The organism is Balneola sp. (genome assembly GCA_002694685.1).
Lineage (GTDB): Bacteria > Bacteroidota > Rhodothermia > Balneolales > Balneolaceae > Gracilimonas.
Map to the genome: position 1 here is coordinate 185,638 of NZMW01000013.1, position 23,063 is coordinate 208,700.

General features: G+C 42.6%; 16 protein-coding genes. 9 read left to right on the forward strand and 7 right to left on the reverse strand.

Features of this window, described 5'->3' with window-relative positions; translation table 11 throughout:
* Positions 1 to 8: 8 nt before the first annotated feature.
* The 5 genes from CL667_14685 to CL667_14705 all read left to right on the forward strand — a co-directional run bounded on the left by CL667_14685 (position 9) and on the right by CL667_14705 (position 10,429).
* Positions 9 to 4,223, forward strand: coding sequence for a DNA polymerase III subunit alpha (locus CL667_14685; GenBank protein ID MAL18941.1), 4,215 nt, complete (start codon positions 9 to 11; stop codon positions 4,221 to 4,223).
* 203 nt (positions 4,224 to 4,426) lie between these two features.
* Entirely contained in the window at positions 4,427 to 4,756 is a 330-nt protein-coding gene (gene trxA / locus CL667_14690) for a thioredoxin (protein ID MAL18942.1), read from the forward strand.
* A gap of 175 nt (positions 4,757 to 4,931) precedes the next feature.
* Positions 4,932 to 5,993 (forward strand): efflux transporter periplasmic adaptor subunit, encoded by a 1,062-nt coding sequence (locus CL667_14695; GenBank protein MAL18943.1) that lies wholly within the window; start codon positions 4,932 to 4,934, stop codon positions 5,991 to 5,993.
* A gap of 1 nt (position 5,994) precedes the next feature.
* Positions 5,995 to 9,102, forward strand: a complete 3,108-nt coding sequence (locus CL667_14700; GenBank protein ID MAL18944.1) for an acriflavin resistance protein — start codon at positions 5,995 to 5,997, stop codon at positions 9,100 to 9,102.
* A gap of 1 nt (position 9,103) precedes the next feature.
* A complete protein-coding gene (locus CL667_14705; GenBank protein ID MAL18945.1) occupies positions 9,104 to 10,429 on the forward strand; it encodes a hypothetical protein in 1,326 nt (441 codons plus the stop codon).
* Positions 10,430 to 10,502: 73 nt separating this feature from the next.
* Here CL667_14705 and CL667_14710 read toward each other — a convergent pair whose 3' ends face one another.
* Both CL667_14710 and CL667_14715 read right to left on the reverse strand, forming a co-directional pair.
* Complete coding sequence (locus CL667_14710; GenBank protein ID MAL18946.1) at positions 10,503 to 10,910, reverse strand: ATP-binding protein; 408 nt, start codon at positions 10,908 to 10,910, stop codon at positions 10,503 to 10,505.
* Positions 10,911 to 10,913: 3 nt separating this feature from the next.
* Complete coding sequence (locus tag CL667_14715) at positions 10,914 to 12,137, reverse strand: amino acid dehydrogenase (protein MAL18947.1); 1,224 nt, start codon at positions 12,135 to 12,137, stop codon at positions 10,914 to 10,916.
* A gap of 482 nt (positions 12,138 to 12,619) precedes the next feature.
* Here CL667_14715 and CL667_14720 point away from each other — a divergent pair, with 482 nt between their 5' ends.
* Positions 12,620 to 13,747 (forward strand): hypothetical protein, encoded by a 1,128-nt coding sequence (locus tag CL667_14720; protein MAL18948.1) that lies wholly within the window; start codon positions 12,620 to 12,622, stop codon positions 13,745 to 13,747.
* Between the two features lie 129 nt (positions 13,748 to 13,876).
* A complete protein-coding gene (locus CL667_14725) occupies positions 13,877 to 14,377 on the forward strand; it encodes an HNH endonuclease (protein ID MAL18949.1) in 501 nt (166 codons plus the stop codon).
* Positions 14,378 to 14,420: 43 nt separating this feature from the next.
* Here CL667_14725 and CL667_14730 read toward each other — a convergent pair whose 3' ends face one another.
* The gene (locus tag CL667_14730; GenBank protein MAL18950.1) at positions 14,421 to 14,954 is read right to left on the reverse strand and encodes a hypothetical protein; all 534 of its coding nucleotides are present in this window, start codon (positions 14,952 to 14,954) and stop codon (positions 14,421 to 14,423) included.
* 212 nt (positions 14,955 to 15,166) lie between these two features.
* On the opposite strand from CL667_14730, the gene CL667_14735 reads away from it, so the two are divergent.
* Together CL667_14735 and CL667_14740 are read left to right on the forward strand one after the other, a co-directional pair.
* The gene (locus tag CL667_14735) at positions 15,167 to 16,297 is read left to right on the forward strand and encodes a tRNA 2-thiouridine(34) synthase MnmA (protein ID MAL18951.1); all 1,131 of its coding nucleotides are present in this window, start codon (positions 15,167 to 15,169) and stop codon (positions 16,295 to 16,297) included.
* Positions 16,298 to 16,367: 70 nt separating this feature from the next.
* The gene (locus tag CL667_14740; protein ID MAL18952.1) at positions 16,368 to 17,123 is read left to right on the forward strand and encodes a hypothetical protein; all 756 of its coding nucleotides are present in this window, start codon (positions 16,368 to 16,370) and stop codon (positions 17,121 to 17,123) included.
* An 84-nt stretch (positions 17,124 to 17,207) separates the two neighbouring features.
* Here the strand turns inward: CL667_14740 and CL667_14745 are convergent, their stop codons facing one another.
* The 4 genes from CL667_14745 to CL667_14760 form a co-directional block, all read right to left on the reverse strand.
* Positions 17,208 to 19,493, reverse strand: a complete 2,286-nt coding sequence (locus tag CL667_14745; protein MAL18953.1) for a hypothetical protein — start codon at positions 19,491 to 19,493, stop codon at positions 17,208 to 17,210.
* Positions 19,494 to 19,783: 290 nt separating this feature from the next.
* Positions 19,784 to 20,578, reverse strand: coding sequence for a hypothetical protein (locus CL667_14750; GenBank protein MAL18954.1), 795 nt, complete (start codon positions 20,576 to 20,578; stop codon positions 19,784 to 19,786).
* Positions 20,575 to 21,192, reverse strand: a complete 618-nt coding sequence (locus CL667_14755) for a hypothetical protein (GenBank protein MAL18955.1) — start codon at positions 21,190 to 21,192, stop codon at positions 20,575 to 20,577. Before CL667_14755 ends, CL667_14750 begins: the two co-directional genes overlap by 4 nt.
* 90 nt (positions 21,193 to 21,282) lie before the next feature.
* Positions 21,283 to 23,063: thioredoxin domain-containing protein (locus CL667_14760; GenBank protein MAL18956.1), on the reverse strand; the 1,781-nt coding region annotated here is incomplete at its 5' end.

Here is a 23,063-nt window from a genome sequence, read left to right on the forward strand (position 1 = left end):
GCAACTATATGTATCTGATATTTGATACCGAGACCACAGGCCTGCCCAACGATTTTTCTGCTCCAATAAGCGATTTGGATAACTGGCCACGTCTGGTTCAGCTTGCTTGGCAGCTTCATGATCATACCGGAAAACTCATCAGCAGCGGGAACCATATTGTAAAGCCTGAAGGATTTACGATCCCCTTCAATTCAGAAAAAATCCACGGTATCTCCACGGAACGCGCCAATGAAGAAGGTGTGGAGCTCGAGTTTGTGCTCAGAGAGTTTATCAAAGATATGAACCGTGCCTACTTTCTCATTGGGCACAATGTAAGCTTTGATGAAAAAATTATGGGTGCTGAGTATATCCGTAAAAAGATACCTTCAGCCATCATCGATAAGCCCAAGATTGATACCAAAGATGATGGTACCAACGTAGCCAAAATTGAAGGCGGCAGAGGCGGAAATTACAAATGGCCTTCACTTGCAGAGTTACACCTGGCCCTGTTCGGCAAAAGTTTTAGTGATGCTCATGATGCCGCAGCCGATGTAGAAGCAACTGCCCGTTGTTTTCTGGAAATGGTTCGCATCGGAGCAACTCGTGTAAATTTCCCGATGGATGCTCATATTTATGAGCCGGCCCAGAGCTTAATCAAAAAAGAAGAGTATATAGATCTCGTTTCGCCATCTCGGTTCAAGACCAAGCAGACGGATGAGCAAATAGCGGCTCAAAAAAAAAGTGGAGATCAAGAGGCGGCAGCTACTGAGCTTGTAGAGAAAGCCACTTTTACCCATCTCCACAATCACTCTAAATTTTCGGTACTTCAGGCTACAGCCGGGATTAAAGAATTAGTAAACAAAGCCAAAGACGAAGGAATGTCGGCTGTTGGACTTGCTGACCTCGGCAATATGTACGGTGCTTTTGCTTTTGCCGCTGCTGCTCATAATGCAGATATAAAGCCAGTCATTGGCTGTGAATTTTATGTAGTAGAAGATCGGCTTCAAAAGAAATTCACCCGCGATAACAAAGACCGGCGCTACCAAATCCCGATGTTCGCTAAGAACAAGAACGGGTATAAAAATCTCTCCAAACTGTGCTCCATTGGTTTTACGGAAGGATATTACTACAAATATCCCCGGATTGATAAAGACGTGATTGCCAAATACTCCGAAGATGTAATTTGTATGAGCGGAGGGGTAAGAGGCTGGCTGGCTGACCTGATTTTGAACAAAGGGGAAGAATTCGCAGAAGAAGAACTACAGTGGTGGATGGAAACATTCGGGGATGATTTCTACCTGGAAGTGCTGAATCACGGTTTGGAAGAAGAAAAGCGGGTGAACGAGGTTTTTAAATCTTACTCCGAGAAATATGGAGTGAAATTGGTGGCGACCAATAATGTTTTTTATCTGGAAGAAGAGGACGCTAAAGCTCACGATGCTCTGATTTGTATTGATGATGGCGAGCTCATGAGTACGCCGAAGGGAAGAGGAAGAGGCTATCGATACGGCTTCCCAAATGACGAGTTTTATTTCAAAACCCAAGACCAGATGAAGGAGCTCTTTGTTGATATGCCTTCATCTATTATTAGTACACAAGAAATTGTTGATAAAATTGAGCCGATTAAGCTGGAGCGGGATGTTATACTTCCCAATTTCGAACTCCCTGACGGCTTTGATACGGAAGATGCCTACCTGCGCCACCTTACCTATGAGGGAGCCAAGCCTCGATATAAGGAAATGGACGATGAGGTTAAGGAACGCATCGAGCTCGAGCTTGGAATAATTGAGGAAATGGGCTTTGCGGGATACTTCCTTATTGTGCAGGATTTCATTGCTGCTGCCCGCGATATGGGTGTTTATGTAGGTCCGGGGCGTGGTTCTGCGGCTGGTTCGGTTGTGGCGTATTGCACGGGAATCACAAACATTGATCCACTGAAATACGATCTGCTTTTTGAGCGATTCTTGAATCCTGAACGTGTGTCCATGCCCGATATCGATATTGATTTCGATGATGATGGACGTCAACGCGTGATTGAATACGTAGTTAACAAATACGGAAAAGATCAGGTTGCGCATATCATCACTTTTGGTTCTATGGCAGCACGTTCTTCAGTTCGAGATGTAGCACGCGTGTTGGATTTACCGCTTGCGGATGCTGACCGAATTGCCAAACTCATTCCTGAAAAACCGGGAACGACCCTCGATGATGCTTTTTCAGAAGTAAGAGAACTTCGGGATATTCGTGATGGAGAAGGACTGGAAGCCGAAACGCTTCGGATGGCTTCAGTACTGGAAGGTTCGGTTCGGAATACAGGAATTCACGCCGCGGGTGTTATCATCGCTCCTGATAGGCTTACCGAATACATCCCGGTTAGTACCGCTAAAGATGCAGATTTGTACGTCACACAGTATGATGGTAGCGTGATTGAATATGCCGGTATGCTGAAGATGGATTTCCTGGGTTTGAAGACCCTCTCCATTTTGAAGACGGCGATTGCGAACGTGAAGAAAAATTTCGGGAAAGAATATAACCTCGATGATATCCCGCTGGATAATGAAGCCACCTATAAAGTTTTTCAACAGGGTGGAACCGCAGGGATTTTCCAGTTTGAGAGTGACGGAATGCGGAAGCATCTCAAAAACCTCAAGCCGACCAGCATCAATGACCTGATTGCCATGAACGCATTGTACCGTCCGGGTCCAATGCAATTCATTCCTGATTACATTGAACGTAAGCACGGTCGTGAAAAGGTTGAATATGACCATGAAGATTTAGTTGAGCTGCTGGAACCGACTTACGGTATCATGATTTACCAGGAGCAGATCATGAAAGTGGCTCAGCGAATGGGTGGCTACTCACTGGGTGAAGCGGATGTACTTCGCCGAATCATGGGTAAGAAGAAGCCGGAACTCCTTCCCCCCGAAGAAGAGAAATTTGTGAAGCAAGCCGTTGAAAAAGGATATGATGAGAAAACGGCGAAAGAAGTATTTGATAAGATGGCCATGTTTGCGGGCTATGGATTTAACAAATCTCACTCGGCCGCATATTCGGTAGTGGCTTATCATACTATGTACTTCAAAGCCAATTACCCTGCTGAGTATATGTCGGCGGTTATGACGCACAATATGAGCAACATCGAGAAGGTGTCGGCTTTTATTGAAGAATGTCAGCGGATGAATATTCCGGTGGATCCGCCAAATATCAATACTGCATGGGGTAAATTTCGCCCTAAAGAAGGTCGCGTTCAGTATGGGATGTCTGCGATCAAAGGCGTGGGTTCATCCGCGATCCAGCATATTGTGGAAGAGCGGGAAGAGAATGGAGACTATACGTCTATCTTTGATTTTGCCACCCGCGTTGATTTGAAAATCTGTAACCGAAAAACACTTGAGAGTCTTATCATCGCCGGCGCTTTTGATACGCTGAATGATAACCGTGCACAGCTGCATCACTCTCTGGAAGATATCTTGTCATATGCTGTTCGGAAGCAGGAAGAGATTAGGCTAAATCAAGGAAACTTATTTGGCGGTGATAGTGGAGGGGCTGGATTTTCCGAACCAAAACTTCAGGAAGTAAGAAGATGGACTCAGATCGAGCGCCTGAATAAGGAAAGAGATCTTATCGGGTTTTATCTGAGTGGTCACCCGCTGAGCAGGTTCAAAGAAGAAATTCGATTATTCGGTAAGCAAGACCTTAGTGATGATGTATTCGGACAAATGAATGACCGGCAGAGTATCCGATTCATTGCGATTATTACCGGGGTGAAAAGAGTGACGGACAAAAAGGGAAGACCGTTTGCCTTTCTTCAGGTAGAAGATTTGAATAACTCTACAGAAGTGATCGCCTTTAGCTCTACATACGATCAATATATGGGACTCCTTCAAACCGACAATGTGTTGTTTATTGATGGAACTGTGGATACCCGAAGCGGTCAACCCAAAGTGATTGCCAATACTTTTGAACGGGTTGAAAACCTACGAGAGAAATTTCAAGAGCAACTGAATCTTAGAATTAAACTCAAAACATCAGATTTAAAGAAAGATCACCTGAAACAGATTGAGACGTTATTCTCGATTAACAAGGGAAGCACACAGGTCCGGTTAGCGGTGGTAAGTGAGGAAGCTTCAGCACCCATCAAGATGAACGTCCGGAATTTTGTGGTAGAACCAAATGATGATTTACTGCGTGGATTGCGGGAAGTGTTAGGTGAAGAGGCTGTGCAATTGGTGCATGGGAGTTAGCTTTTTTAAAATCCCAAGCTTCAAATACCAATGACCAATATTATTTTCTGATGCTAGAAAAACCCATTATTCGGAACTTCTTAACTCATAGCCGATTCATAAACCCCCGCTATCAAGTCAATAATTTAAAAGAATGTGTAATGTTGAATGAATAATCACGATATTTGTTTAAAATTGACGAACATTCAATAAACGGAAAATATATTATGTCAAAACCAATCGAATTTACCGACGGCAATTTTGATGAAGAAGTACTTAAGTCTGATAAACCAGTATTGGTTGATTTCTGGGCTGAATGGTGCGGACCTTGCCGAATGATCGGACCTATTGTTGAAGAGCTTGCCGGTGAGTATGAAGGCAAAGCTAAAATTGGAAAAGTAGATGTGGATAGTAATCCTGAGATTTCCGTGAAGTACGGAATCAGAAGTATTCCTTCTCTGTTGATTTTCAAAAATGGTGAAGTAGTTGACCAGATTGTAGGAGCTGTTCCTAAATCTCATCTTAGCAAGCAGCTTGAGGCTCAGGTAGCTTAAGCTCAAAATTTTTATAAATATCTAAGCGATGCAGGTAAAACTGTATCGCTTTTTTTTGTGATTCCGAATTAGACGGTAGATATCTTTTACAAGGCTTATCAACAAAATAGAATGTTAAAACCTCACTAAAGGTTACATTTAAGCATTCAATCAAACACTTTATTCTGTTCTATACATGAAGCGAACTCTTATCATTTTAGGTATTCTGATTTTATTGGGTCTTCTGGCCTACCCTAAAGTTCAGAGCTATATGGAATCTTCAAATGCACCAGCAGCCTCATCAGGAAATGCTCCTGTTTTTGTGGACGTATTTGTGGTTCAGCCCGACACCATTGAGAACAACATCTTCACGACCGGAACCCTGATTGCAAACGAAGAAGTTGAGCTTGCAAGTGAAAGCTCTGGTTTGATTGAAGAGATCTATTTACAAGAAGGTCAGCCGGTTGAGAAAGGGCAGTTGCTTATTAAAATAAACGACAGTGAATTAAAGGCCCAGCTTAACCGGGCAGATTTCAGGCTTAATTTGGCTGTAGATCGCGAAAAGCGCCAGAAACAGTTGCTGGACAAAGGAGGCATCAGTCAGGAAGAATATGATGCTACCCTGAATGAGGTTAATGTATTGAGAGCCGAAGTAGCTCTGATAGAGGCTCAGATTGCTAAAACTGAAATCAGGGCGCCATTCTCAGGTAATGTGGGTCTTAAATATGTAAGTGATGGAAGCTATATCACCCCAAACACCCGCATTGCTACTTTGCAGGATATTGATCCCATTAAAATCGACTTTTCAATTCCGGAACGATATGCAGCAATGCTGGAAGTAGGCAATAAAGTAGAGTTTACGGTTTCAGGTCAGGACGAGACTTTAACAGCCAGTGTATATGCCAAAGAGCCAAGGATTAATACGGAAACACGTTCGTTACAGGTAAGAGCTACAAGCAACAATACAGGAGGAAGGCTTCTTCCCGGGGCATTTGCCGATATAGAATTGACGCTTTCAACCATTGATAATGCGCTTATGGTGCCTTCAATTTCGCTAGTGCCTGAACTTCAGGGACAAAAAGTGTTTGTATTAAGAGATGGGAAAGTACAGCCGGTGTCTGTTCAAACAGGGCTCAGAAATGAAACTAAAGTTCAGATTACAGAAGGGATTTCAGCTGGAGATTCCGTACTAACAGCTGGATTACTTCAGGTACGGCCGGGAATGACGGTTAATGTTGATAATGTAGAAACGGAGTAATATGAGTTTATCATCACTGAGTATTCGTCGCCCGGTTCTAGCTACCGTTTTTTCAATTGTGATTGTCCTGTTCGGGATCATTTCCTTTAACTATCTCCCTGTGCGGGAATATCCAGCCGTAGATCCGCCCATCGTTACCGTGAGTACCTCATACATTGGGGCAAATGCTGAAGTGATTGAATCGCAGATTACTGAGCCTCTCGAGGAAGAGATTAACGGCATAGCCGGCATCAAGAACTTAACCTCAGTAAGCCGTGAGGGCAGAAGTACGGTAACAGTGGAATTTGATTTAGATGTAGATCTTGAAACAGCTGCCAACGATGTGCGGGCCAGGGTTTCCAGAGCTGTTCGAAATATCCCACCCGACGCAGACCCACCAGTTGTATCGAAAGCGGATGCCGATGCTCGTCCTATCTTGTTTTTCAATATTAAGAGTGATTCACGGAATCTCCTGCAACTGACGGATATTGCGATAAACTATTTCAAAGAACGCGTTCAAACTATCCCCGGTGTAAGCAGTGTGCAAATTTGGGGCGACAAGACCTACTCTATGCGCCTTTGGTTAGATCCAATGAAGTTGGCTGCCTATGACTTGACTCCACTGGATGTAAGAAATTCATTGTCCAGTGAAAATGTAGAACTTCCTTCCGGTCGAATTGAAGGTAATCTTACTGAACTTACGGTAAGGACGATGGGCCGAATGTCAACCGTTGATGAGTTCAACGATTTGATTATCAGCCAGAGAAATGGAAGTAATATCAAGCTTCGGGATTTGGGTTATGCTGAGTTAGGTCCCCAAAATGAGCGGACCATTCTTAAGCGTGATGGAGTGCCTATGGTGGGAGTAGTGCTGGTTCCACAGCCCGGAGCCAACCAAATTGATATCGCCGATGAATTCTACAATAGAGCCAACGCTATTGAAAAGGATTTGCCAGCTGATATTGAAACAGCCATTGGCTTTGATACCACCGAATACGTCCGGGCTTCTATTGATGAAGTACAGCAAACTATTTTCATCGCATTTCTTCTGGTAATTGCTATTATTTTCCTTTTCCTCAGAGACTGGCGAACTACCATTATTCCTGTAGTGGTAATTCCAATTGCTCTAATTGGCGCCTTTTTTGTGATGTATTTGGCAGGATTTTCAATAAATGTATTAACGCTCTTAGCCATTGTACTTGCTATCGGCTTGGTGGTTGATGATGCGATTGTGGTTCTTGAAAACATCTATGCAAAAATTGAGCAAGGACTTGAGCCCACGATAGCGGGTATCTTGGGTTCAAGGGAAATTTTCTTTGCTGTAATTGCAACTTCAGCGGCATTGGTTTCTGTATTTATGCCGATTTTATTTTTGGGAGGAATTACCGGTCGGCTTTTCCGTGAGTTTGGAATCGTTATTGCCGGCGCCGTAATTATATCCTCATTTGTGGCGCTTACCCTTACTCCTATGCTTTCAACTAAGCTGTTGAAGAAAAGGGAAAAGCATAACAAGTTTTATGAAATGACCGAGCCGTTCTTTATCGCGATGAACAGAGCGTATAAGAATTCACTCCAAACATTTATGAATAACCGCTGGGTTTCATTTCTGGTGATTGCGGCTTCTGGTGGACTAATCTATTTGTTCATGCTAACGCTGCCGCAGGAAATAGCTCCGTTGGAAGATCGAAGTCGGGTTCGAATGTTTTCTCAGGCTCCTGAAGGGGCTTCTTATGAGTACATGGATAACTACATGGATCGCTTGGTGAAATTGGTTCAGGACAGCGTGCCGGAAGCTGAAGCAGTTATTTCAGTCACATCGCCGGGATTTGGTGCTTCCAGTTCCGTGAACTCAGGATTTGCCTTTGCCATTTTGAAAGATCCTGCAGAAAGGGACAGGTCTCAGAATGAAGTGGCCGACTACCTTACTCAATTGGTAACGACCTTAAGTGGGGCTCAAACTTTTGTATCTCAGGAACAGACAATCGGTAACAACAGGGGAGGATTGCCAGTGCAATATGTTCTGCAGAATCAGAATTTTGATAAGCTGAAAGAAGTCATTCCTGCCTTTCTCGAAGAAGCCCGAAATAATCCGACTTTCACCTATCAGGATGTTGATCTGAAATTCAACAAACCCGAGCTACAAGTTTCTATTGATCGAGAACGAGCCCAGGATTTAGGAGTTTCTGTACGTGATATTGCGGAAACACTACAGCTTTCATTAAGTGGACAGCGTTTTGATTTCTTCATTATGAACGGGAAGCAGTATCAGGTAATTGGTCAGGTTAGCCGAAGTAATCGTGATGAACCGGTCGATTTAAGGAGTCTGTACGTGAGAAATAATTCAGGGCAGCTCATACAATTAGATAACTTAGTAACGGTAGCAGAGCAAAGCAGTCCACCGCAACTCTACAGATTTAACCGCTATGCTTCGGCCACAATTTCTGCGAGTTTAGCCCCGGGTCAAACCATTTCTGATGGAATTGAAACCATGGATGAAATTGCTGCTCGTGTTCTTGATGATACGTTTACAACGAGTCTATCCGGTGCTTCACGGGATTTTGTGGAGAGTTCCTCCAGCTTAGGTTTCATATTTATGCTGGCACTCGCCTTGGTTTATTTAGTTCTCTCTGCACAGTTTGAAAGTTTCAGAGATCCATTCACCATTATGTTAACGGTGCCACTTGCACTCGCCGGTGCTTTATTGAGTATGTGGTATTTCAATGAGAGCTTGAATATTTTCTCCCAAATCGGGATGATCATGCTGATAGGTTTAGTAACTAAAAACGGAATTCTGATTGTAGAATTTGCAAACCAGCGTCAGCGACAAGGTTTATCGATCATGGACGCCATTTTAGATGCTTCTGCTGCTCGTTTCCGTCCAATTTTGATGACCAGTATTTCTACAGTGCTTGGGATTTTACCAATAGCCTTAGCTCTTGGAGCAGGCGCAGAAAGCCGAACTTCAATGGGTATTGCCGTTATTGGTGGATTGATCATTGGTAGTTTACTCACGCTCTACATTATCCCAGCTATGTACTCCTACCTTTCGCCGGTAAAATCAGATGATGATATAATTGACGAAGAGAGTATAGAAAAAGCCGAAAAAGAATTAGATACCGCCCCAGTTTAATATGAAAAGATTCCCACTTCTATTACTATTTATTGGCATGCTGTCGATACCAGATACAGTGTATGGTCAGGATACACTGAGTATCGAGCAAGTAATCCGAACCGGCTTAGAAAAGAACTATGCAATTCGGATTGCAGACAATGAGACAAGGATATCGTCTAACAATAACAGTCTCGGCAATGCTGGCTTTTTGCCTGTCCTCACTGCCGATGGTGCTTTCAATGAAAGTGTTGAAGACAACGTAACCGAATTTAATACGAACGCCATCCCTGACAGAAACGATGAGGGAGCCCGAACTACTGTATTTAATTATGGGGTGAATGCTACGTGGACCATTTTCGACGGACTAACCATGTTTGCAACTTCAGATCGACTTTCACTCCAGGAAGAGATAAGTGAAACTCAGGCAAGGCTGCAACTTGAGCAAATTCTGGCAGATATCATCAGCACCTACTACCAGATTGTGGGGCAACAAAATGCTTATCAGGTTCAGGAAAATACCTTAGATGTATCAAGTGAGCGAATTCGAATTGCTGAAACGCGCCTAGACTTAGGATCAGGATCTGAATATGATTTACTTCAGTCCCGGGCTGATTTTAATGCTGACAAAGCTGCCCTCATTCGTTCTGGAACCGGACTCAAACAGGCGAAAATTCTTCTTACTCAGGTTTTAGCAGATACCAGTTTGTCGGGATATGATGTGAGTGGAGCAATTGTACTGGCTGAAAAACTTCAGCTCGAGCCACTCATCGATGAATCACTTCAGCAAAATAGTGAGCTTCAAATTGCACGTCTCAATCAGAGTGTAGCCCAGACGGAGATTCGGGAAATTACTGGGGAATATTTTCCTCAGATTGATTTGGTTGGGGGATATGGATACCGGAGAACCGAATCAAGTACTGGGTTTTCGGATTTTACAGAGACCGATGGTTTCAATTATGGAGTGACGGCTAGAATCAATCTATTTGATGGGATGAATAAAAACCGCCGCCGCCAAAATGCACAGATTGCTGAGAAGAATGAAGAGCTTCGCTTACAGGACATCCGGCTTCGTGTAACATCGCAGGTTCGCCAAATTTATACTCAGTACAGCGATGCAATTACCCTTATTGAACTGGAGCAGGAAAATCTGCAATATGCCGAGCAGAGTTTAGATATAGCACTCGAGCGGTTTAGGTTGGGAACAATCAACTCCGTTGAATTAAGGGAGGCACAGGTAAGTTTGTTGAATGCCGAAAATCGATTGATAGCAGCTCAAATTGAGGCTAAAACAGCGGAGACAGAACTACTCAGGCTTAGCGGACGGTTACTTTCAAGAGCAGAGTAAGCCTGATTACTCAGAGGAGTATCATTATTAAAAGCTGAGCCACACTGCCTTTCGAAGTAATATTCTCTCCGTGCTAGTTGGGTAAATTAAAAACCAACTTCAGCTTTGTTCCGCCTTCAGAATAATCGACGGAATCGGCGTATTCTTCCATTAGAAAAACTCCACGGCCACTCGTTTTAAGCAGGTTTTCTTCAGCGAGGGGATCAGGAATATCTTCCGGGTTGAAACCATCACCCTGATCCTTTGTTTCGAAAATCAGTTTTCCATCATCCTTATAAGCGGAGACTTCAACTGTTTTAGATTCATCTAATTTATTTCCGTGAAGAATGCCATTGGTAGCCGCTTCAGAAACGCTAAGCATCAGACGAGCATAAAACTCATCGTTAAAGCCAAGGTCTTCTTGAAGGGTATTAAGCAGTTGTTCTATGCGTTCAACTTCTTCGTATGTAGATTTTAGAGTAAGTGTCTGTAATAATTTCATTAGCTAAGCATAAATACCACGCAGTTTCAGCGTTGTTGCCACTCTGTCGATGGCGTAAACATAGGCCGCTTGGCGCAGCGTAATACTATACTTTTCACTCACCATAAACAAGTTGTCAAATGATTCTCTCATCATTCTATTCAATCTTCTATTTACACGCTCTTCTGTCCAGAAATATCCATGGCGATCTTGCACCCACTCAAAGTAAGAAACGGTGACTCCTCCCGCATTTGCGAGAATATCGGGGATGACCATGATTCCTTTTTCTTCCAGAATCTTATCGGCATTAGCAGTTACAGGACCGTTCGCACCTTCAGATATAATTTTGGCATTTATATTGGGTGCATTTTCTTTGTTGATTTGATCTTCTTTTGCAGCAGGGATCAACACATCACACTCCAGTTCGAGTAAATTTTTATTTGTGATGGATTCAGCGCCTTCAAAACCTTCCAGTGAATTTTCATGGGTTTGTGAGTAGCGGATGGCTTCAGGAATATCAATTCCTTCTTTGTTGTAATAACCACCACTTATATCACTGATGGCAATCACTTTAGCACCTTGCTCATACATAAGCTGTGCTGAAACGGAACCTACATTTCCAAAACCCTGAACAACTACGGAAGTATTGCTTGGTGAAATGCGAAGTTTTCCAAGAGCGGCTAAAGTACAGGTTACAACTCCACGGCCGGTTGCTTCTTTTCGTCCTTTTGAACCGCCCAGGATAATAGGTTTTCCAGTGACTACAGCATTCTCAGTTTTGTTATGCTTCATGCTGTAGGTGTCCATGATCCATGCCATAGTCTGCTCGTTGGTATTCATATCGGGGGCAGGGATATCACGGTCAGGACCAAAAACGTCCAGCATATTTGAGGTGTATCGGCGGGTTAGTCGCTCAAGTTCTGACTGGGAAAGTTCTTTTGGGTTTACCCGTACGCCACCTTTAGCTCCGCCAAAAGGAACGTTTACACACGCACATTTCCAGGTCATCCAGGCTGCAAGAGCTTTAACTTCATCAATGGTAACATCATCAGAATAACGGATGCCACCTTTTGAAGGTCCTAAAATGCTGTTATGAATGACGCGGTATCCTTCAAAGACTTCAATACGTCCATCATCCATAGTAACAGGAATAGAAACGATGACTACTTTTTCGGGGCTGGATAAATATTTAAAAACGCCGGCGTCCAATTCCAGTATTTCGGCTGCAAACCGAAAACGCTCCATCATGGAGGCAAAAGGAGATTCGTGCGTAATATGTGGAACTGGTTCTTTATAGTAACCGCTGGAAATCGAGTTTTTTATAGACATCGTCTGTATTTAGATGAAATTCTTTCTCATTCGCTCAGAAAAGCGGTTCCAAATATAAAAAGGAATATGGAAAACAATTGCATTTTTATCCAAAAAGTCGATGCAATTTTGGCAGATTCAAAATGAATAGAGAAGTAAATGCTATGCCATTTTTTAGAGAACTAGAAGAATGTCTACGCTATAAAAACATGATATTTATCTAACCCATACTAGTAATCACAAAAGCTATTAGATTGCCAGCTATTAAATATGTTTAGTATGTGTATGAGTAATAAAAGATTAGGCATTAAATTTTTCTTTGTTATCTAATTGTTAAGGATTGGGATATTTAGCCTCACATAACACTGCCTTAACATACGATTAGTACCCTTGGGCAAATTCAGCACACAAATAATATTTAGATGTCCGATAACCAGCCTAACGGAAATAATGAAAGCCCGATTGAGCAGTTTATACCCACGGGTTTTACTCATATCATTAAGCAGGAACGAATATTTATACTGTTAATAGGCCTTTTCTTCTTCATATCAGGAGTGGTCTTTCCGTATGCTGAACTGGCTATGTGGGTCGGATTTATTTTTGCAGGATATTCGGCCATAGCAAATGATAGCATCCAGACGATCGGTACTTTCCTTGCTTCCAACATGGATAAGAAATGGTGGCTTCTCTGGCTTTGGATCGGAGGTATATTTCTTGTGACTGTTTCAGCTAGTTGGTACATCTACGATGGGGATGTCACTTACCAACGGCTAACTTCTAAGGGATTTGCTGAAGCACCAACCGAATTTTCTTTCCTTCAAGTTGCAGCACCTATCTTTCTCTTGATACTGACCCGGCTTAGAATGCCGGTATCAACGACGTTCTTGTTATTGAGTTGTTTTGCCACTTCAGCTGAAGGTATCACATCTGTACTCGGGAAAAGTTTACAGGGATACGGCATCGCTTTGGTGACCGGATTAGTTGTTTGGCTTCTTGTAACCAACACCATTGAGAAAAGTTTTAAAGGAAAACCTAAAAAGATTTGGCTGCCTCTTCAGTGGATTATATCGGGTACTTTATGGGCCGTTTGGGTGATGCAGGATGCGGCCAACATTGCCGTTTATTTACCACGTTCTTTAGACTTCAGTCAGTTCTTGGGTTTTGCTCTGTTTATTTTCTTCGGGCTTGGCTTGTTGTTCTACCTTCGTGGAGATAAGATTCAGGAAATTGTTACCGAGAAGTCACGAGTAACTGATATTCGTTCAGCGACTATTATTGATTTTGTATATGCCATCCTGCTCATTTATAAGCTGACAATCAGCACCGTGCCAATGAGTACCACCTGGGTGTTCCTCGGACTGCTTGCCGGACGTGAAATCGGGATGAGCATAATGGACGGAAAAGAGAAAGGCCGGCCAATGGGTAAAGTATTCAGAATGGCTTTCAAAGACCTTTCTTATGCTTTGATCGGTCTCGCAGTTTCTATAGTTCTAGCCATTTCTATAAACGATGAGGTTCGGGATCAGCTGCTGGAAATGATTGGCTATTGATATTTAAAGGCAAATACCTCATACTAAGGCGTGCTCGTAAAAGCGAGGACGCCTTTTTTTTGTTTCATAATCTGCATTCTTCATGAATTAAACGCTAATATCATCAACAGAACTTAAACCGGATGCACTATGAACGCTAACGTATTAGTTTTAAATCAAGATTATCAGCCACTGAGTATTTGCTCAGTACAGCGCTCCATGAAGCTGATTTTTTTGGAGAAAGCTGAACTGCTTCATGATGATCCCGAGAAGGAATTACGTACTACCCGAAAGTCTTTTCAGTTTCCATCCGTTATCAGATTGAGAAGCTATATCCGCGTTCCCTACAGCAAAATCGTTCTTTCACGAAGAAATATTATGCGGCGTGATGATTTTACCTGCCAATACTGTGGTAAGAAATCTGACCTTACCATTGATCACATCATGCCCAAAAGCAGGGGCGGTAAAGATACCTGGGAAAACCTGACTACCGCCTGTGATAAGTGTAACGTGCATAAAGGAAATCGCACGCCAAGAGAAGCGAATATGCCGCTTAAGTCGAAGCCTTACCGACCCATTCCTATTACTTTTTTCCGAGACTCAAACGGTGGAGTACAGGAGCCGTGGAAACCTTATCTGTACATGACGTAGGAATATTGAATATCGAACATTCAACATTCAACGGCGAAGTTTGTTAGTCAAAAACCAAAGGCACGTATCCATTCTGCACATACGTGGTGTAGGTAGTCAGCATAGAAAGTCCTGTTTTAACTTCCGGATTTACACTACCAAAAGCATATTGCCTTGCCAATAATGATTGTCCACACACGTAAACTTCAGCTCCCGCTTCTTTCAATGCATCAATCAAAGCAAGGTTTGGATTGTCGAGTTCGTATCGATCCTGATAAGCTTCATTATTAAGAATCACATCGGTAGCTCCGCCATGAATAACAACAGCCACAGATAAGTTTTCAGATTCAGTTCCCAAAAGTCCGTGCAGATTCATCATGCGGGCAACATTGTTTAATCCGGGATTAATACTCGCCTTATCTCGTTGCAAGGTTTTGAGATCGATAACCACCTTATACTCATCAGAAACCTCAGGATTTACCGAATTGGGAATTTCATAGATGCCACCAAAATCTTTCACAATAGGAAATTGAGCTTCCTGCGCTTTTAAAGAGATTCCGGTGAATAGGACGAGCAATAGAGTTAGGGTGAATTTCATGGCAGATTATTTTTGGGATGAATGATTGCTGATTTTAGGGTCATTCCAGATAGTATTCAACTTGTTTTGGGATCTTTTTGAAAGGAGAAGTACAAACAGTCATTTCTCTATGCAAGCTATAGCAACTAACAATATTCGGAAATCGTCCTTCTTTAAAAAAAACCGTATCTTTGAGGTTCACTTAAGTCAAGACGCAGTAAAACTCCTTTCCAATGAGTAAAAAAGGTAAAGTATTAGTAGCCATGAGTGGCGGTGTAGACTCATCTGTAGCAGCTGTGATGTTGCAAGAACAAGGATATGAGGTCATCGGCATTACCATGAAAACGTGGGATTATCACCGAAGCGGCGGAAATTCTGATAAAGAGACCGGATGCTGTACGGTAGAGTCGATGAACGATGCTCGCCATATCGCCGTAAACCACGGTTTTAAGCACTTTATCGTAGATATAAGGGAAGAGTTCGGCGACTGGGTAATTGATCGTTTCGTGGATGATTATTTAGGTGGAAGGACTCCTAATCCCTGTGTGCTTTGTAATACTCACATAAAATGGGCGGCCCTGCTAAAACGAGCTGATAACTTAGGCTGTGATTTCATTGCGACCGGGCATTATGCAAAAGTCCGCGAAGAAAATGGTCGCTATGTCATTTCACGTGGACACGATCCCAAAAAAGATCAGTCTTACGCACTTTGGGGAGTTGCTCAAAAGCATTTAGCTCGTACTATTTTTCCGCTTGGCAACTATCCCAAAACAGAAATTCGGCAGATTGCTGAAGACCACGGATTATTAAACGTGGCTAATAAGCCTGATTCTTATGAAATCTGTTTCGTACCTGATGACGATTACCGACGTTTTTTACGCGACCGTGTTGACGGCCTTGAAGAAAGAGTTTCCGGCGGGAAGTTTGTGGATCAGGAAGGTAATATTGTAGGAGAGCATGAAGGCTATCCCTTTTATACTATTGGTCAGCGCCGTGGGTTAGATCTTGCTATGGGAACACCAGTTTATGTTACAAATATTGACCCGGTAACTAATACCATCACCATTGGGGAGAAAAAAGATCTTGTAAGCTCTACGCTGATTGCCGGTGAACTGAATCTCATCAAATACGACAAGATCCCGGAAGACAATATGGAAATTACCGGTGCTATTCGGTACAACGACGAAGGAGCCATTGGGGAAGTGACTCAACTTTCCGAAGATCAGATGAAAGTTCACTTTCCGGCAGGGAGGGAAGCCATCACTCCCGGACAAGCTATTGTTTGTTATGAAGGTGATGACGTATTGGCCGGCGGCTGGATTAAAAAAGTAAGTGTTGGGATGGATGATTTAATTCCGGCCTGATATATTTTCACGAAACAACTCACTACCTCAGGCGTTTAAGTTACCGTCTAACAAATCAAACAAATCTATTATGAAAACAAGACGTCTTTTTGCATTTACTTTTGCTCTGCTCATCGCTTTAAGTTCTTCAGCTGCTTACGCTCAGTTTGAGGGACAGGTCACCATGAATTTATTTAGTTATGATAACGGTCAGCCGGAAGTCAGCGAACTCAACTTGTTTGCGACCAAAGACCGCATCATGATAAAAGGTGAAGAGAATATGGAACTGATGGGGGGAATAAGCTCAGGAGGATTGCTTATTCGTAATGATATGAAAGACTTTGTCATCATGACGGAAAGCGATAAAGCCCTTCAGGCAACCAAAGCCGGAATCGAATCAATGGTTGAAATGATGTTTAGCTGGGCAGGAGAGTCAGAATCTGACTCCGAGGGACCTGAGGTTGAATATGTATTTACTGATCGCCAGAAAACGATAAACGGATATGAAACAACTGAGATGATCGTTAAGGATGCTGAAAATCCTAATAAGCATATTTCTGTTTGGTTAACACCGGGTATTGATATCAACTGGGGAATGCTTGCAGAGCCTTGGAAAGGGATGCCAAAAAGCATGGATAAAGAATTAAATGGAATGTCTCAGGATGTATTCTTTAAAGGTAAAAACTTTCCAATGATGATAGAATCTGTTGAAGGAGAAGAGCGAACAAAGGTAATGGAAGTTCGAAACGTAAACCGATCAAGTATTGCTAAAGCCATGGTTGAAGTGCCAGCGGGTGTTCAGCTAATAAGCCTTCAGGAATTCATTTTTAATATGATGATGGAGTAAGTTTTACTTAAAAAAAATAGAAAAGGCGCTGTTCAATTAAGAACAGCGCCTTTTTTTATTCGAGGGATAAAACCTTCAAAACGTTTACTTGATAAGCGTCATCTGCTTAGTAAGTGTTTGACTGCCGGATTGCAATCGGTAAATGTATATCCCGGAAGCAAGAGCGCTGGCATCAAAGTTAACAGAATGTTCACCTGCATTGAATCTTTTGTTGGCAACTACAGCAACTTCCTGTCCAAGCATATTATAAACGGTCAAAGAAGCCTGACCAGATTCAGCAAGAGTAAAGCTGATGTTGGTAGTTGGGTTAAACGGATTCGGGTAATTTTGGCCTAATGTAAATTCATCAGGAGAATCCGAAATTCCTTCTTCATTTGAAGTAACCATGCCACGTTCCAGATTAGCCGTTCTTGGCTCACTGGCCGTTTCATCACTACCATCGGTAGCAATAACTCTGTGATAAATGGTCGCGGTAGCTCCAAGGTCAACACCAAGGTCGGTTAACAGAGTATCTAGTACACCAAATGTAGTTTCAAAAGAAGTGGATGCTCCAACATTCGCATTTACAACAATATTGCTGAATTCAGCATCGGTAGATGCTTGCCAGATGTAAGCAAGTTCATTTCCGTTAGTATCACTTGCGGCATCCCAGGTTGCTTCAAAAGCAGTTGTAGAAGCACCTTCCAGTGATAGCGTTGCATCATCAGCAGGTCCTGTTAGTACAGGTGCAGCTGGTGCAAAGTTGGTAGAGAAAAGCACCTGACCTCTAAGTTCTCCGGCATTGAAATTCTCGGAGTGCACGTTTACATACATGCCTTCATCGAACAGGATGGTTTGTTGCTCTGTAGAAAGGCTGAACATGTTTGCACTGCTTGCGATAGTTCCAGAAGTGTCATTTTCGCCAAGTGCGATATCTAATCCGAAAGCGACTCCGCCATTCTCATTAACAGCTCCGGCGTGTAAATGGCCTGCAGTACCTGCAATCTCGATAGCAGAACTACTCAACCCTTCAAAACCACCATTTACCATAATAGTACCGTTGCTTTTGTACTCTATAGTAGTTGCACCAAAAGCAGAACTTACAATCGGTTGCACTTCATGTAATCCTGAAAGATTGGTATGAAAGTAAGCAGCAGCATCACCCATAACTTGTCCGCGTATTTCTCCGGACGGATTGCCAATGCTATGCACATTAACGTACATATTACGAGCAAATAAGGCTTCTTTCTGCTCTGTTGTCAAAGTATAGGTGTTACTTTCTGCAGAGTAAGTGCCTGCCATAAGTTCTGTATTTAGATCGGCCGTAAGTGAAATAGCAACGCCGCCATTCTGCCCGGAGTGACCCACATGTAAATGTGAACCAATATCGGCATTAAAAGCAGTTTCTAATCCTGCAAATGATCCTGATACAATCAAAGTATCTTCATGTACTTCCAGTACAACAGCTCCTAAGCCACCGGTGTTTACAGAAGGAATTTCTGCACTACCTGAAAGTTGAGCAAAAAAGGTTGTCGAAGCTGCTGGAACTACTTGTCCTCTCAATTCTCCGCCACCGAAATTCATGGTGTGAATATTGGTGTAGAAGTTTCGATTCATTAGTGCTGTTTTCTGCTCTGAGGTTAGCTCAAAACGGTTTTCAGATGCATGATATACAGCTGATCGGCTGTCATCGGCTACATCTGCATTTAGTAAAATGGCTACCGGGCCGTTAGAGCCTGCAGGTGCAATATGAAGGTGAGAACCACCGGCTATAGAAGCATCGAAATCACTTTCCAGACCCGAAAAAGATCCTGAAGCAAATAAGGAATCACCTACAACTTCAAATACCAAGGAACCACTGGCCATTGTTTTAGCAGCTGGTACTTCAAAAGCTCCTGATAAGTTTGAGCGATAGTAAGCATCAGCTTCAGGCTGAAGTTGTCCTCTCAATTCTCCACCCTGATAATTAGCGGTATGGATATTTACGTACATTCCGCGAGCAGTCAAGGTGTTTATCTGTCCAGAGCTTAGAGTAAATGTATTATTTGATCCCTCAAATGTTCCACCCTGGTTATCACTATCTGCTGTAATGGTTAGTGGAAAAAGCACACCACCGTTGGATCCTGCCATTCCGGTATGAATGTGTGCTCCACCAGCAATTTCAGTTGCAATAGCACTGCTTAGGTTGTCAAATGTTCCTTCAACAACCAATTGGTCGCCTGTTAGAGTGGCGGTAACTGATCCATTTGCCATAGAAGTAATTGGAGTTGCCTCATTACTTCCACTTAATTGTGCTTCAAAAACTGTCTGTGCTGATGCCTGGTTTGGAAAACCAATCATTACAAACAAAGACAGCGTTGTCACTGTTAGTAGCTGTTTAATCGTCTTCATATGAATAATATTTTATTTTAGTTTTAAGAGCTCTGTCAAAAGCTCGTTTCTCTTGATTAGATCTACGTAATATTTCTTTATGCAGATTGTTTCAGTATTAATTGAAAGTTTATTTGGATAAAAAAGTTCATATAGAGATTGAAGGGGAGTGATATGAATCTGAAATATCAATTAGGTATTGCAGGCGAAAAGAGAGGACAATTACCGGCTAATTGGCGAATTAAGAAGAGTAGGAAAAAAAAAAGACCTCCGAAGAGGTCTTAATAGTTTCTATAAGTGGAAAGCATGTTTTACATGTTACCGAGTAAATACATATCTCCAGTTGGCTGAGGCATTCCACCTTTAGGCTCCATGGTGATAGCAAAAGCACCTTCATCAGCATCACTTTGAAGTTGCTCAATCTTGAAGAAGTTATCCCGTCGCTGATCTTCTACTGCAAACACCCCGGCACTGATAGGCTGGCCGTTTACAATAAACCACAGCTGATAATCTTTATCGGTGGGAACAGTTGGGATTCCGGCTACCTGCAGTAAGGCTCGACCTCCCTGTTTATCCCAAACTACTTTACCATAACCATTTGGACTCATCTCTGCCATACCATCCATCATTACTAAATCAACATCGCGGGCTTCAAGGATAGTAAGGAGTTCGTTTTTTCGTTGAACTTCCGTCTCTAAAACTTCAATAGTAACTTGCTGATCTGCAATTTTTCGTGATTGAGAAAGCATCTCGTCCTGTAAAGACTGAGAATAGAATAACAGACCCAACGACGTAAATATAAATATAAAAGAAGCCGCTACAGCCATTCGGTACCAGCTCATCTGGCGAACAGGCGCATTCTGTTTTTGCTTGGAAACATTGGTGGCCATTTTCATGATTTTCTCTTTAACCGCCAAAGAAGGTTTCTCAGCCGGAGCAAGCGTAGCAAATTCAGCTGAAACTGCTTTTAAATCCTGAAATATAGCCAATTGTTCTTCAGAAGCGTTAGCTAACAGCTTCTGGAATTTCTCTTCTTCACTTTTACTCAACGCATTGAGTACGTGTCCTGTGCAAAGCTCTGTAAATGTTTTGTTATCGGTGCTCATAATTCTATGTCCTTTGCTAAAAGCTCTCTTAATTTCATCATGCCATCTCGCATCCTTGTTTTAACAGTTCCGAGAGGGATGTCATATTCTTCTGAGATTTCACTTTGTGTCATCCCATTGAAATATGCGACTTGTAATACCTTTCTCTGCTTGTCAGAGATTTTGTCCAACGCATCGCGTACTATTTTGGCGCGATCTGTTAATATTGTTTGCTCCAGCGGGTCTGTCTCGTCAGAGTACAGCGGATAAAAAACATCTTCATTATCCAAGCTGGTAGATTGCTTCTTCTGCTCTTTATAAACTTTGGATCGCAATCGATCTATCGATTTATTCCGGGTTAGTGAAACTATCCAGGTATAAACCGTTCCTCGTTCCAAATCAAACTGTTCTGCTTTTTCCCAGATTTGTGTAAACACTTCCTGTAAGGTATCCTCTGCTTCCTCTCTTTTTTTGAGGATGGAGAGAATCAGGCCGAACAGTAATCTGTTGTAATTATCATATAATTCGGAGAGGGCGGAGGCATCACGAGCTTGAATACGGGCCATGATGTCCCTGTCTCTTTCTTCGTCCTTTGTAAGGACTTTCCCAATTGCTGATAGAATGAAAAATAACATAAATGTCTGATGTGATTAAATACGCAGGCGGTTCCAAAGTGGATTGACACCCTATAGAAATTATGTCCTAATAAAAGGAAAAACTAGTCATTAACCCAAGGCTTTCTTTATTAATTTAAGCCCGGAAAGTGGTTCCTTGCACATAAAATCAGTGCAGATGTATAGGGTAGGATTGCCATTAATTTTCTTTTGGGTAGAAGTGTAAGGTGCAATTTCACTGAGTGCTTTGCTGTTCTTTTTTGTTATGATATGCATTACACTAAACGGAGAAAAGGTATCGCGAATGGTCTCGGGCAACTCTTCAGGCTCTGCTAATAATGATAACTCTTTAGATTCCGAATTAAGAAACTGAACAGACTGCATGCTATGGCAAATACTGGCTCCCGATCGAATTAAGTCTGCTGAAAAGGCCTTCCCAACTTGGTCAGCATAGTTTTCAAGTTCAGTTTCTCCGGTAAGTCTGCTTAGCCGAATCAAATTCATCAGGGCCACAGAATTGGAGGAAGGCATCGCCCCATCAAAAATCTGTTTCTGCCGACCATATACCTGATCATCATCTGCAATACTGAAATAGAAACCGCCTTTCTCCTGATCCCAAAAAGAGGATATAAACTGTTCATTCCAAGAGATGGCTTTCTCTAAATATTCAGGATTGAAGGTCGATTGATAAAGCTCAATGAGCGCCCAAATCAGAAAGGCGTAGTCATCAGCCATGGCATCAATTGCTGCTTCTCCGTCATTATAACGGTGTAGAAGCTGATCATCCCGGACTAAGTTTTCTTCAACAAAAGAAAAAGATTGCTCAGCTAAATTGGTAAAGTGATTATCATTGAATGCAAAACCAGCTTTAGCGAATGCAGCAATCATAAGTCCGTTCCAGTCGGTCAGGATCTTATCATCCAGCAGGGGGTGAACTCGTTTTTCTCTTTTGCTAAAAAGAGTAGTTCGGGCGCCATCAAACCATGTAGCCTGCTCACTATTTAAAGGAGAACTCAGGTGTGGGATGTTTTTGCCCGTCCGTTGTCCGGAAGCTTCATCCTCAAAGTTGCCTTCTTGGGAGATGTTGTACAACGTGTTAAAGGAGGAGGCATCATCACTTAAGAGAGACTCAATTTCGTCTTTTTCCCACACATAGAATTTTCCTTCTTCACCTTCACTGTCAGCATCCTGTGCGGAATAAAGTCCACCTTCGGGGTGAAGCATATCCCGTTCTATATATTCTGCAATTTCATACACGGTTTGTTTGAAAAGAGAATTTTGTGTGGCTTGCCAGCACTCCGTATAAGCCATCATCAGCAAAGCTTGGTCATAGAGCATTTTCTCAAAGTGAGGAAGCAGCCATTCCTGATCAGTGGAATAGCGATGAAATCCATGTCCGATGTGATCCCAAATTCCACCCAAACGCATCTGCTCTAAGGTTGTGGTGACCATCTCGAGGAAGCGATCTTCACCTGTCAATTTCCATTGGCGGAGCATGAACATCAGGTTGTGGGGACTGGGGAATTTAGGAGCTGAACCAAAACCGCCATGTTGCCCATCATACCGCTGGGCTAATTGCTCGGCTGCAAAATCAATAGCTTCTGTTCCGGGAAATTTGCCGCTTTCAAATTCTTGCGACTTGGTAAATCCTTCCCTGATTTTAGCCGTAGCTTTTTCAACTCGTTTGGGTTCATTCTTCCACATCCCTTTAACACCCGGAATCAACTGCCGCAATCCAATTCGATTGAGTCGGGCATCTTTTGGGATGTATGTGCCTGCAAAGAAAGGCTCTTTGCCCGGAGTCATGATGATAGTGAGTGGCCAGCCTCCTTGTCCGGTAAGCATTTGGCAAACCGTCATATACGTATTGTCGATATCTGGCCGCTCTTCGC